The following is a 12,136-nucleotide window of genomic DNA, read 5'->3' on the forward strand; positions in this document are numbered from 1 at the left end:
CAAATAAAAATAATATATAAACTTTATGGCTAATGCTTAAAGGAAATGTGAATGACGGTAGAATCAGAATGATATTTGAAAACGTATTGACTCATTAGTTATCCTGAGGTTTAAAAACCGTACAGGAGAAACCAAATTTTTATAATTATTTAGCATTGAATTGATTCACTTGTCCCCAATCCTGAATGTTGAACGAATTTTACTTAGAAGTTGAAGAAGACAGCGCACGCATCGACCGTTACCTTGCAGAAGAATTACCAGATTTATCCCGTTCTCGGATTCAGCAGTTAATTGAACAGGGGAAAGTCCAAGTTAATGGCAAAGTTTGTACATCTAAAAAGATTAACCTGAAAGTAGGCGATCGCATCACTTTAGAGGTTCCCGAAGCGCAACCCCTAGAAATACAAGCCGAAGATATTCCCCTAGATATTCTCTACGAAGATGACCAGTTACTCATTCTCAACAAGCCGGCTGGTTTAGTCGTCCACCCTGCACCAGGACATTCTCATGGCACATTGGTAAATGCTTTGTTGGCACATTGTCCTGATCTTCCTGGTATTGGTGGTGTGCAGAGGCCGGGAATTGTCCATCGTTTAGATAAAGATACAACAGGGGCAATTGCGATCGCTAAAACCGACATCGCTTATAAACACATCCAAGCACAACTCCAAGCCAAAACCGCACGACGAGAATATTTAGGTGTAGTGTACGGTGCGCCTAAAACTGCAAGTGGCAAAGTAGATTTACCCATCGGTCGCCATCCCCAAGACCGCAAGAAAATGGCTGTTGTCCCCATTGAAGAAGGAGGAAGGTCAGCCATCACCCATTGGCAAATACAGGAACGTTTGGGAAACTTCACCCTAATTCATTTCCAACTGGAAACCGGACGCACTCACCAAATTCGAGTTCACAGCGCCAAAATGGGTCATCCTATAGTCGGTGACCCTGTTTATGGTTCCGGTCGTTCTGTAGGCGTAAATTTACCTGGTCAAGCTCTCCACGCTTGGCGATTGAGATTGCAACATCCAATTACTGGAGATTGGGTTGAAGCCACAGCAACGCCTCCACAAAGCTTTACAACGCTCTTAGAAATTCTCCGGCGCAGAGCATCTATTTCTTCTTAACCGTGCTTAGACCTGTCAAAGGGATTGGGGACAAAAAAGTAAAAGGTAAAAGAAAAAATCTTTTGTCTTGGATTGGGGACTGGGGACTGAGTTTTTAAATGAAAAATTATGGAATTCTGCTTTAACGTGAGTCTCCAACGGAGGCGCACGTTGCTTTAACCTCCGTGTCTCTAAAAAATGAGAATCAAAAAAAATTTTCGATGTTTTGTTACTCAAATTCACAAAACATTACATATAGGTTTTTCCTGATAAATCAAATAATTGCTAGTAATAATGCGCGAATCGCTTATAAACAGCAGTTAACAGGCTATTAATAATTATGATGAATATTAGTCTTGAAAATTATTATCATTTTTAGCCACAAAATAAAAACCGAAGATTGTTATCTAAAACACAGATTTTTTTTGATAAAAATCCTGCTTTAGCTTTGTTTATCAATTTCTACTGTCAGCATGAAAGTATATATAAGCTAGATTTGCTACCGCCGTAGAAATTATACTCAAGCATTTATTAAGTAAAGTAAACAATATTATTTAATTGTTAAACGGTTTTTCACCTAAAGGCATTACAACCTTTATAAAACAATAATTTTTAGAGAAGTCTGTATGGATTAACACTATCTTACAAAACTTAATAATAAATTCACTCAAGCCATATATAAAATACGAACTAAGGTTTTCAAAGCAATTAAAAAACAGAAAACAAATTGCTGTTTTCCTAATAAGAAATCGCACATGATTGCAGTCCCCCAAGATAATATATGGGAGTTAATTCTGCTTGAATATTTGTTTTCTAAATAGTAAGAATAATTGCAATCGACCTTATAAAAAGCTGCAATGACCTTTAGGAGGAAAGAAAGATGCTCGATGCTTTTTCCAAAGTAGTTGAACAGGCAGATAGAAAAGGTAATTATCTTAGTGGAGATGAAATCAATGCGTTATCGGCATTAGTTGCTGATAGTAATAAGCGGTTAGATATAGTTAACAGACTAACAAGTAATGCTTCCTCCATTGTGGCTAATGCTTATCGTGCTTTAGTTGCTGAACGTCCACAAATATTTAATGCTGGTGGTGCTTGTTTCCACAATCGTAACCAAGCTGCTTGTATCCGTGATTTAGGATTTATTCTGCGTTATGTCACCTATTCTGTATTAGCAGGTGATGGTAGTGTCATGGACGATCGCTGCTTAAATGGTCTGAGGGAAACATATCAAGCTTTAGGTACTCCTGGCGATGCAGTAGCATCTGGAATCCAAAAAATGAAAGATGCAGCAATTGCAATTGCTAATGACTCCAAAGGCATTACTAAAGGTGATTGTAGTCAGTTAATTGCTGAATTAGCTAGCTATTTTGATCGCGCTGCTTCTGCGGTTGTTTAAATAGATGTTTTTTCCAAAACTTTTTTCAAACTGACTGTTAGTAATTAATCGCAAATCAAGGAGATTAGGAGAAGTATGAAAACACCTTTGACCGAAGCGATCTCTGCTGCTGATGTTCGTGGTTCCTACCTCAGCAACACTGAAATGCAAGCAGTTTTTGGTCGTTTTAACCGCGCTCGCGCTGGTTTAGCGGCTGCTCAAGCATTTTCTAATAATGGCAAAAAATGGGCAGAAGCAGCAGCAAATCATGTTTATCAAAAATTCCCTTACACCACTCAAATGAGTGGGCCTCAATATGCTTCCACTCCAGAAGGTAAATCCAAGTGTGTTCGTGATATTGACCACTATCTTCGTACTATTAGCTATTGCTGCGTAGTCGGTGGTACTGGCCCCTTAGATGAATATGTAGTATCTGGTTTAAGCGAACTCAACAGCGCCCTTGGTTTATCTCCTAGCTGGTATGTAGCTGCACTAGAATTTGTCCGCGATAATCACGGTTTAAATGGTGATGTTGCAGGTGAAGCTAATATCTACCTGAACTATGCAATTAACGCTTTAAGTTAAGACAAAGCTTGTGGGTCTTGGGAAATAGGTAATTGCTCAATTTAAGTGAGTTACTTTGTAACTGCTTTGAACATAATTGCAGCATTTTCTAATTCCTAAGACCCAAATTTATAATCAAAAAAATTGCGGAAGGAGCGTTTATCAAAATGAGTAGTTCAGTCGCAGAAAGGCTAGCAATTAGAGATGCCATCGGCAATAAAGTTGAACTGCGCCAAAATTGGAGCGAAGATGATTTACAAAAAGTATTCCGGGCTGCTTATGAACAAATATTTGGACGGCAAGGAATATATGCTAGCCAAAAATTTACGAGTGCGGAAGCTTTGTTAAGAAATGGCAAAATCAGTGTGCGGCAATTTGTAGAGATTTTAGCCAAATCTGAATTTTACAAAGAATGCTTTTTTTATAAAAACTCTCAAGTGCGTTTGATTGAATTAAACTATAAGCACTTACTGGGACGCGCACCGTACGATCAATCAGAGATTGCTGATCATGTAGACATTTATGCTGCTCGTGGCTACGATGCTGACATTGATGCTTACATTTACAGTTCAGAATACGAAAATGCTTTTGGTAATTCTATTGTTCCTTATTACCGAGGATTCCAATCAATCCCTGGAATGAAAACAGTAGGATTTAATCGTATATGTGAGCTTTATCGTGGTCGGGGTAATAGCGATAACGCACAAATGGGACGGACAAATTCTCGTTTACGAACAAAAGTTTCCCTGAATTTGCCTAATGGAATTTTGCCACCAACTTCCGCCGGGACAAACTTTGTTTCCGCAGCACCGACGTTAATCAGTTCTGCGACGAAGGGTGATAATCGGATGTTTGTGATTGAAGCGATCGCCGGTGGATTGAATACAAACGTAGCAGTCCGTCGCAGCCGCCAGGTTTACACCGTTTCCTATGAAAGACTCTCCGCCACTTACCAAGAAATTCATAAGCGTGGTGGAAAGATAGTCAAGATTTCCCAAGTGTAGAAATGGTTGCTAGATACCCAACTTCTTGAAGAAGTGGGGTATCTGAGTAAATTTTGAATTTCGGAGCAAAGCAACGTGACTGCTGAACCAATTCTTTCTCCAGAAACAGCGATCGCAGCTTTATCTGGTGAGGATAACCAAATTCGTTATTATGCTGCTTGGTGGTTGGGTAAACATAACGTACAGGCTGGTTTTACGGCGCTATGTGTAGCCTTATTTGATGAACGCTATCGCATCCCATCAGGAGGGTATCCTCTGCGTCGTCAGGCTGCACGGGCTTTAGGATTGTTGAAAAATCCCCAAGCTGTACCAGCCTTAATTGCAGCATTGGAATGTGATGAGGATTTGCGTCTGAGGGAAGCAGTAATTTGCTCTTTAGCGGCGATCGGTGACAAACGTGCTGTGACTCCTTTACTCAATCTTTTGCAATCAAGTCAAGCACAACCTTATGAAGCTTTAATCGAAGCTTTAGCTACTCTACAAGTTTGGTCAGCCCGTCCACAAATTGAACCTTTTCTTCAGCATTATTCTGAGCGTGTGCAATGTGCAGCCGCTAGATATATGTATCTTCTCACCCAAGAATCTGAATACATTGAACGTATTGTCAAAAATCTCAATCATGACAATATGTATTTACGTTGGGCGGCGGTATTTGATTTGGGTGCAGTTGCTCATCAACAAGCCGTACAGGCAATCTTAACGGCTCAGGTTCCTAATAGCTTAAAGCTCTTAAATTTAAAGCGTATTCTTGAAGCTATGTTGAATAATAATAGTGTTAATCATGAAAAAGCAGCTTTATTATTTGGAGCAATTGATGATTTATTAATTCAACTTTAAAACTCATAACTGAATATTGGGGATTGGGGATTGGGGATTGGGGATTGGGGATTGGGGATTGGGGATTGGGGATTGGGGATTGGGGATTGGGGATTGGGGATTGGGGATTGGGGATTGGGGATTGGGGATTGGGGATTGGGGATTGGGGATTGGGGATTGGGGATTGGGGATTGGGGATTGGGGATTGGGGATTGGGGATTGGTTTGTTATTAATATCTCCAGTCCTTTTTGTGTTGAATTTAGGACTTACGCACTGAACCAAAAAAAACTTCTGAAGATGGTCAATAGTCAATAGTCCACAGTCCAAAAAACTTGATTTTAACTATTGACTATAAATGTTTGAAACCCCTACACCCGGTCTCAACAGAAAATCTGGGTGCGTAATTCGTAGCATTGTTTTATCCAGAAATAAATTATGAATCAAGCTTCATTGAGCGTAGACGCTATTACCAATTTAATCGAAGCATTTCATCATCACCATCCTGCTGTTAGAAGTGCGGCTGTAGATGAATTAATCAAATTGGGAAGCATCACAGTTAATTTGTTAATTGCTGCTTATGATGATTCTCAAGATCAAGGTTTTCAAGCCCAGATCATTCAGGTTTTAGCTCAAATTGGTGATGCAAAGGCACTAAAATTATTAGCCGAGGTGGTGGGGACAAGTGTAGCCAATCACTGTCAAGGTAATGTCCGCCGCATTGCTGCACGAGGGTTAGGAAAAATCGCCAGCACCACTAGTAATACAGAAATAATCAACAATGCTCAAGAAAAGTTAATTTGGGCATTACTTACCCCCGAAGATTGGGGTCTACGTTACGCTGCTGCTGTCTCTTTACAAGAAATTGCCACGCCAAAAGCTAAAGCTGCTTTACAACAAGCGATCGCCCAAGAAACCGATCCAGTTGTTCGCTCACGTATGGCGATCGCCTTGAGTTAGGGAACAGAGAGCAAGGGGGAGAAACTTAAAGATTTCCCCAATCCCAATTCCTCATCTCTCATCCCTGGAAATGTTGCGAAAGATTAATTTTACGTTTATTCACAAAAACCATCCTGTGGAAAAAAATGGCGTAAAACAGCAATAGATTGTCACCACTAGGTTTTTGCAACTATTAAAAAATAATTAAGACACCAATATTTTGCCTAAAATCACTAATTCATGAAGTTATGTTACGGGAGAACGGCGTTTTTCTCAGTTCTAGCCCTTGTATGTAAAGCATTTGAGGGGGTTCTTATTCATGCAACTTATTTATTCACAATTTGTAACAAAATAAGGATCTATAGCATTGTATAAACATAAGCTGGAGGGGTTAAACGACAGACAAAAGTTAAACGAGGCAATCGATTCACAAAGTTTGCCTGCTTCTCATAAAATCACCCCAGTTTCTCATTTTTCTCATTCATGGAAGTGGCAAGAAATTTTGAGACTAACCTGAGAAGTAGTTTGATCCCTGGTCTGTTTACAACCGTTTCCAAGAAATAAAACATAGCCAGTTTTAATTCAGACATCTCTCAAACCAGAATTAGGAGATTAAAGTCCATGACATTAGACGTATTTACCAAGGTGGTTTCTCAAGCTGACTCCAGAGGCGAGTTCCTGAGCAACGAACAACTAGACGCATTGGCAAATGTTGTTAAAGAAGGCAACAAACGCTTGGATGTTGTTAACCGCATCACCAGCAACGCTTCTGCGATCGTTACCAACGCTGCTCGTGCGTTGTTTGAAGAACAACCCCAGTTGATTGCTCCTGGTGGTAACGCTTACACCAACCGTCGCATGGCTGCTTGTTTACGCGACATGGAAATCATCTTGCGTTACGTCACCTACGCTATCCTCGCAGGCGATGCTAGCGTTCTAGACGATCGCTGCTTGAACGGCTTGCGCGAAACATACCAAGCTTTGGGAACTCCTGGTTCTTCCGTAGCTGTTGGCGTTCAAAAAATGAAAGATGCTGCTGTTGGCATCGCTAACGACCCCAACGGAATCACCAAAGGTGATTGCAGCCAATTGATCTCTGAAGTTGCTAGCTACTTTGATCGCGCTGCTGCTGCTGTTGGTTAATTTTAACTAACAAGTCCAGCACCCACTGAAACCTAACTATCTTAGGTAACAGGTAAAAACTACGAAATTACTAAGGAGAATTTTACATCATGGTTAAAACCCCCATTACCGAAGCAATTGCAGCTGCTGACACCCAAGGTCGTTTCTTAGGCAACACCGAACTCCAATCAGCTCGTGGTCGTTATGAGCGCGCTGCTGCTAGTTTAGAAGCTGCTCGTGGTTTGACTTCCAACGCTCAACGCTTGATCGATGGTGCAACCCAAGCTGTTTACCAAAAATTCCCTTACACAACCCAAACCCCCGGTCCTCAGTTCGCTGCTGACAGCCGTGGTAAATCCAAGTGCGCTCGTGACGTTGGTCACTACCTACGCATCATCACCTATAGCTTAGTTGCTGGTGGTACTGGCCCCTTGGATGAATACCTAATTGCTGGTTTGGCTGAAATCAACAGCACCTTTGACCTATCTCCTAGCTGGTATGTTGAAGCTCTAAAGCACATCAAAGCTAATCATGGTTTAAGTGGTCAAGCTGCTAACGAAGCTAACACCTACATCGACTACGCTATCAACGCTCTCAGCTAGATAGCTTCCTGCCCGGAAAGGGGTGCAAGTGCTGGATGTAGTCATCATCTAGCAGTTGAATCTCGTTCCGGGCATAGTTTTATCTAGGAATAGCTGTCGGTAGTTATAATCGGCAAAAAAAATAGGGGAAACTTAAAATGGCAATTACAACAGCAGCATCTAGGCTGGGGACAGAGCCTTTTAGCGACGCACCTAAAGTAGAATTACGCCCCAAAGCTAGCAGAGAAGAAGTAGAATCAGTGATTCGCGCCGTTTATCGGCACGTTTTGGGCAATGATTACATACTGGCATCAGAACGCCTTGTAAGTGCAGAGTCTCTATTGAGAGATGGCAATCTGACAGTGCGTGAATTTGTGCGTAGCGTTGCTAAATCAGAACTCTACAAAAAGAAATTTTTCTACAACAGCTTCCAAACTCGGCTAATCGAACTTAACTATAAACACCTGTTAGGTCGCGCGCCTTACGATGAGTCAGAAGTTGTTTACCACTTGGACTTGTACCAAAACAAAGGTTACGATGCCGAAATAGACTCCTATATAGATTCATGGGAGTATCAAAGCAATTTCGGTGATAACGTCGTTCCTTACTACCGTGGTTTTGAGACTCAAGTAGGACAAAAAACCGCAGGTTTCAACCGGATATTCCGTTTATACCGTGGTTATGCTAACAGCGATCGCGCTCAAGTAGAAGGTACAAAATCTCGATTGGCGCGGGAATTAGCTAGCAATAAAGCTTCTACAATTGTTGGGCCATCTGGAACTAATGATAGTTGGGGTTTCCGGGCTTCAGCAGATGTCGCTCCCAAGAAAAACTTGGGTAATGCCGTTGGTGAAGGCGATCGCGTCTATCGACTAGAAGTTACCGGAATCCGTAGCCCTGGCTACCCCAGTGTACGGCGGAGCAGCACGGTATTTATAGTACCTTACGAGCGGCTCTCTGACAAGATCCAGCAAGTTCACAAGCAAGGTGGCAAAATCGTTAGCGTCACCTCTGCGTAAGATAAGCGGATTTTGTCAGTGGTCAGTGGGTCATTAGTTAGTAGTCAGGATTCAAACAACTGACAACTAGCAACTGACAACTAACACGCGACAGCGCTATAAAACTTACAACAATAGGAGATAGAGAAGTAATGTTCGGTCAAACCACACTTGGGGCTGGTAGCGTTTCTTCTTCTGCTAGTCGAGTATTTCGCTACGAAGTCGTAGGCTTGCGGCAAAGCTCAGAAACAGACAAAAACAAATACAACATCCGGAATAGCGGTAGTGTGTTTATCACAGTACCATACAGCCGGATGAACGAAGAATACCAACGGATTACCCGCTTGGGTGGCAAAATCGTCAAGATTGAGCAATTAGTTTCCGCAGAGGCATAATAGCGCCCTGGTAATGATAGAACCCAGTGTGGAAGAATTTCCCGCAGAGAACGGGCCACAGCTAACACCAGAACTAGCCATAGCTAATCTGCAATCATCAGACTTAAGTCTCCGCTATTATGCTGCTTGGTGGTTAGGTAAGTATCGGGTGAAAGAAAGTGCTGCTGTTGATGCTTTAATTGCGGCGTTAGAGGATGAAGCCGATAGAACTGAACTTGGTGGTTATCCTTTGCGGCGTAACGCAGCCAGAGCATTAGGGAAATTGGGCAATCGTAAAGCCGTGCCAGGCTTAATTAACTGCTTGGAGTGTCCTGACTTTTACGTGCGTGAAGCAGCAGCCCAATCGCTGGAAATGCTCAAAGACAAAACAGCAGCACCAGCACTCATCAAATTACTCGATGGGGGAGTCGCACAGGCCGTGCAAGTAACAGGGCGACCTCATTTAGTCCAACCCTACGAAGCAGTATTAGAAGCGTTAGGAGCTATTGGTGCTACTGATGCCATCCCTCTGATTCAGCCATTTCTAGAGCATCCAGTCTCACGAGTGCAGTGCGCCGCCGCTAGGGCAATGTACCAACTGACACAAGAACCAGTATATGGAGAGCTGCTGGTAAAAGTGTTAGCAGGTAACGACCTCAACCTACGACGCGTTGCTTTAGGTGACTTGGGTGCAATTGGGTACTTGGCAGCAGCAGAAGCGATCGCTAACGCCAAAGCCGAAAACAGCTTCAAACTCATTGCCCTCAAAGGATTGCTAGAACATCAGATGTCAGCAGAGTCAAACGCCCTCTCAATATCTGATCAAGCTATCCGGGTCATGAACCTTATGGATTCATTGTTGTAGTCAGTGGTCAGTAGTTAGTAGTCAGTAGCAACTGACAACTGACCACTGGCGACTGACTATTGATTTGATTGTGTACAGACGTTGTATACAACGTCTCTACTAATGACTAATGAACTAATTAATGGCGTTGCTCTGGCTGATACACCAGAGAAACTGGTAAAAGCAGTACAAGAATTGGCATTAGCCAAAGATGTAGCTGCAATTCCCACCCTAATAGCTGTGTTTGGTTATAACAACCCAACAGCAGCCGCAATTGCCTCTACTGCCTTAGTGCAGTTAGGAGAAGTAGCAGTTCCCCAGTTACTCACACAAATAGATGACTACAACTATGGCGCACGGGCTTATTCGATTCGCACTCTCGCGGCGATCGCTGACCCCCGTGCTTTAGATGTATTAATCGATGCTGCTGCTACAGACTTTGCTCCCAGTGTGCGCCGGGCTGCGGCTAAAGGATTAGGAAACTTACATTGGCACAAGCTAGAGTTTCCTGACAACCAAACAGCACCAAAAAAAGCTTTGGAAACACTGCTGTTTATTTCTCAAGATGCAGAATGGTCGATTCGTTATGCAGCGATCGTCGGTCTGCAAGGTTTAGTAAACATACCCGATTTACAACAGCCCATCCATACTAGACTCAAAGAAATGCTGGCTAGTGATGCCGAAAAGGCAGTCCGCGCCCGCATTCTATTGGCTCAAAGTCAATAGTTGAAATTGAGTTTCATAAGAAAAGGTGAAAGTAAAAATGTCAATACCTCTGCTGGAATATGCACCTTCTTCACAAAACCAACGTGTAGAAGGTTACGAAGTACCAAACGAAGATACCCCAACTATTTATCGGTTAGCTGCGGCGATCGATGATGCCGATGTTGATGCCATCATTTGGGCAGGATATCGGCAAATTTTCAGCGAACACCTGATTATTAAAAGCAATCGTCAATCCTTCTTAGAATCTCAACTCCGGAACCGGGCAATCAACGTCCGCGATTTTATCCGGGGATTGGGTAAATCAGAAGTTTATCGTACCCAGGTAGCAGACCTCAATTCCAACTACCGTTTAGTTGACATTACCTTAAAGCGGTTTTTGGGACGTGCCGCTTATAACCAAGATGAAGAAATCGCTTGGTCAATTGTCATTGGCAGCCAAGGTTTACATGGTTTTATTGATGCTCTGTTAGACAGCGACGAGTATAGAGAAAACTTCGGTGATGACATCGTACCCTACCAACGCCGCCGCTATAAAGACAGACCCTTTAACCTAGTTAACCCCCGATATAACGCATATTGGCGCGATCGCCAAACCCTCAACGCCCTGGGAGGACGTTCCTTCTACAGCGCCCGTACTTCTGGCACTTTAACAAAAGACGATATCCGTCGCGCCATCCCCGCCAACTTCATGGCATTGGCAGGAAAAATCCTCACCCCAGAACGGAACTACCAGCGTACAATCGCTTCCGTAACTTCTCAAATTAAAGATATAAAAATTCCCGACACCAGCCGCGAAGTTACAACCCCGGAAGTCACTGTTAAACCCGTGGCCGTGGCTTTGCCATATCGTTATATTCCTGGTAACAAGACCACTTGAGGCGATAACTGTTGACTGACAACTGACAACTGACAACTAACCAAATTATGTCAATCCCATTACTTGAATACAAACCCAGTTCTCAAAACCAGCGTGTTCCTGGGTACGAAGTTCCTAACGAAGATACCCCCAGAATTTACCGCATCGAAGATGCCGCCTACGATAGCGAACTCAAAGAACTGATTTGGGCTACTTATCGCCAGGTATTTAGCGAACACGTCATTTTGAAGTTCTTCCGCCAAGGCAACCTAGAATCTCAACTGAAGAATCGGGCAATCAGCGTCCGTGACTTCGTGCGGGGTCTAGCAAAATCAGAGGCTTTTAAGACCTTAGTCATCAAGAGTAATTCTAATTACCGCCTTGTAGAATTGGCACTGAAACGCCTTTTGGGTCGTGCGCCTTATAATAAGGATGAAGAAATTGCATGGTCAATCAAGATAGCAACCAATGGTTGGGATGGCTTTGTTGATGCGCTGCTAGATTCGGAAGAATATCAAAGCAACTTTGGTGAGAACATAGTCCCCTACCAACGGCGACGCTACAAAGATAGACCCTTCAATCTAGTCACCCCACGCTACGGCAACTACTGGCGCGATAAGTTGGAAAGTGAGCGCTACATAGAAGGTGATATTAAGAATTTCTTGGAATTAGCTAAATCCATAGAAATTAAGACCGTCACCTTTACACCAGTCAGCACTGCCAATATTAAGATTCCCGATACAACTCGGAACACCACACCAACAGGGATTCCCATCTCCGTAAATCCTAGCGCCAATTTCCCCGTGCGGTAAGTTGCCGACCTACTTCTTTAA

General features: G+C 42.8%; 14 protein-coding genes. All 14 read left to right on the plus strand.

The annotated features are described in order from the left end of the window. Window positions 1-185 precede the first annotated feature (185 nt). On the plus strand, window positions 186-1,124 hold the full coding sequence (locus ACN222_RS02600; RefSeq protein ID WP_010994698.1) for an RluA family pseudouridine synthase: 939 nt from the start codon (window positions 186-188) through the stop codon (window positions 1,122-1,124). An 859-nt stretch (window positions 1,125-1,983) separates the two neighbouring features. Next, the gene (locus ACN222_RS02605; protein ID WP_010994699.1) at window positions 1,984-2,502 is read left to right on the plus strand and encodes a phycoerythrocyanin subunit beta; all 519 of its coding nucleotides are present in this window, start codon (window positions 1,984-1,986) and stop codon (window positions 2,500-2,502) included. A gap of 75 nt (window positions 2,503-2,577) precedes the next feature. Further along, window positions 2,578-3,066, plus strand: a complete 489-nt coding sequence (locus tag ACN222_RS02610) for a phycoerythrocyanin alpha chain (protein ID WP_010994700.1) — start codon at window positions 2,578-2,580, stop codon at window positions 3,064-3,066. A 146-nt stretch (window positions 3,067-3,212) separates the two neighbouring features. Continuing rightward, the gene (locus ACN222_RS02615) at window positions 3,213-4,049 is read left to right on the plus strand and encodes a phycobilisome rod-core linker polypeptide (protein ID WP_010994701.1); all 837 of its coding nucleotides are present in this window, start codon (window positions 3,213-3,215) and stop codon (window positions 4,047-4,049) included. Window positions 4,050-4,124: 75 nt separating this feature from the next. Further along, the gene (locus tag ACN222_RS02620) at window positions 4,125-4,886 is read left to right on the plus strand and encodes a HEAT repeat domain-containing protein (protein ID WP_010994702.1); all 762 of its coding nucleotides are present in this window, start codon (window positions 4,125-4,127) and stop codon (window positions 4,884-4,886) included. A 415-nt stretch (window positions 4,887-5,301) separates the two neighbouring features. Beyond that, window positions 5,302-5,823 carry a HEAT repeat domain-containing protein gene (locus ACN222_RS02625; protein ID WP_010994703.1) on the plus strand — a complete coding sequence of 174 codons (522 nt, stop codon included), beginning with the start codon at window positions 5,302-5,304 and terminating at the stop codon, window positions 5,821-5,823. A 600-nt stretch (window positions 5,824-6,423) separates the two neighbouring features. Beyond that, entirely contained in the window at window positions 6,424-6,945 is a 522-nt protein-coding gene (locus ACN222_RS02630) for a phycocyanin subunit beta (RefSeq protein ID WP_010994704.1), read from the plus strand. An 89-nt stretch (window positions 6,946-7,034) separates the two neighbouring features. Then, window positions 7,035-7,526, plus strand: a complete 492-nt coding sequence (cpcA, locus tag ACN222_RS02635; RefSeq protein WP_010994705.1) for a phycocyanin subunit alpha — start codon at window positions 7,035-7,037, stop codon at window positions 7,524-7,526. Between the two features lie 137 nt (window positions 7,527-7,663). Beyond that, window positions 7,664-8,524 carry a phycobilisome linker polypeptide gene (locus tag ACN222_RS02640; protein WP_010994706.1) on the plus strand — a complete coding sequence of 287 codons (861 nt, stop codon included), beginning with the start codon at window positions 7,664-7,666 and terminating at the stop codon, window positions 8,522-8,524. A 131-nt stretch (window positions 8,525-8,655) separates the two neighbouring features. Further along, window positions 8,656-8,898, plus strand: a complete 243-nt coding sequence (locus tag ACN222_RS02645; protein WP_010994707.1) for a phycobilisome linker polypeptide — start codon at window positions 8,656-8,658, stop codon at window positions 8,896-8,898. A 13-nt stretch (window positions 8,899-8,911) separates the two neighbouring features. Beyond that, on the plus strand, window positions 8,912-9,742 hold the full coding sequence (locus ACN222_RS02650) for a HEAT repeat domain-containing protein (RefSeq protein WP_010994708.1): 831 nt from the start codon (window positions 8,912-8,914) through the stop codon (window positions 9,740-9,742). 102 nt (window positions 9,743-9,844) lie between these two features. Then, on the plus strand, window positions 9,845-10,447 hold the full coding sequence (locus tag ACN222_RS02655) for a HEAT repeat domain-containing protein (RefSeq protein WP_010994709.1): 603 nt from the start codon (window positions 9,845-9,847) through the stop codon (window positions 10,445-10,447). Window positions 10,448-10,484: 37 nt separating this feature from the next. Next, window positions 10,485-11,324, plus strand: coding sequence for a phycobilisome rod-core linker polypeptide (locus ACN222_RS02660; RefSeq protein ID WP_010994710.1), 840 nt, complete (start codon window positions 10,485-10,487; stop codon window positions 11,322-11,324). 47 nt (window positions 11,325-11,371) lie between these two features. Further along, window positions 11,372-12,115, plus strand: coding sequence for a phycobilisome rod-core linker polypeptide (locus ACN222_RS02665; RefSeq protein ID WP_010994711.1), 744 nt, complete (start codon window positions 11,372-11,374; stop codon window positions 12,113-12,115). Window positions 12,116-12,136: the final 21 nt, after the last annotated feature.

Source organism: Anabaena sp. FACHB-595 (genome assembly GCF_048568275.1).
Lineage (GTDB): Bacteria > Cyanobacteriota > Cyanobacteriia > Cyanobacteriales > Nostocaceae > Trichormus.

What these genes read in the sequence shown, in the direction of transcription:
- ACN222_RS02655 (WP_010994709.1), top strand. Translation starts at nt 9,845, where the DNA reads ATGACTAATGAACTAATTAATGGCGTTGCTCTGGCTGATACACCAGAG.
- cpcA (WP_010994705.1), top strand. Translation starts at nt 7,035, where the DNA reads ATGGTTAAAACCCCCATTACCGAAGCAATTGCAGCTGCTGACACCCAA.
- ACN222_RS02625 (WP_010994703.1), top strand. Translation starts at nt 5,302, where the DNA reads ATGAATCAAGCTTCATTGAGCGTAGACGCTATTACCAATTTAATCGAA.
- ACN222_RS02630 (WP_010994704.1), top strand. Translation starts at nt 6,424, where the DNA reads ATGACATTAGACGTATTTACCAAGGTGGTTTCTCAAGCTGACTCCAGA.
- ACN222_RS02665 (WP_010994711.1), top strand. Translation starts at nt 11,372, where the DNA reads ATGTCAATCCCATTACTTGAATACAAACCCAGTTCTCAAAACCAGCGT.
- ACN222_RS02650 (WP_010994708.1), top strand. Translation starts at nt 8,912, where the DNA reads ATGATAGAACCCAGTGTGGAAGAATTTCCCGCAGAGAACGGGCCACAG.
- ACN222_RS02615 (WP_010994701.1), top strand. Translation starts at nt 3,213, where the DNA reads ATGAGTAGTTCAGTCGCAGAAAGGCTAGCAATTAGAGATGCCATCGGC.
- ACN222_RS02645 (WP_010994707.1), top strand. Translation starts at nt 8,656, where the DNA reads ATGTTCGGTCAAACCACACTTGGGGCTGGTAGCGTTTCTTCTTCTGCT.
- ACN222_RS02610 (WP_010994700.1), top strand. Translation starts at nt 2,578, where the DNA reads ATGAAAACACCTTTGACCGAAGCGATCTCTGCTGCTGATGTTCGTGGT.
- ACN222_RS02605 (WP_010994699.1), top strand. Translation starts at nt 1,984, where the DNA reads ATGCTCGATGCTTTTTCCAAAGTAGTTGAACAGGCAGATAGAAAAGGT.
- ACN222_RS02640 (WP_010994706.1), top strand. Translation starts at nt 7,664, where the DNA reads ATGGCAATTACAACAGCAGCATCTAGGCTGGGGACAGAGCCTTTTAGC.
- ACN222_RS02600 (WP_010994698.1), top strand. Translation starts at nt 186, where the DNA reads ATGTTGAACGAATTTTACTTAGAAGTTGAAGAAGACAGCGCACGCATC.
- ACN222_RS02660 (WP_010994710.1), top strand. Translation starts at nt 10,485, where the DNA reads ATGTCAATACCTCTGCTGGAATATGCACCTTCTTCACAAAACCAACGT.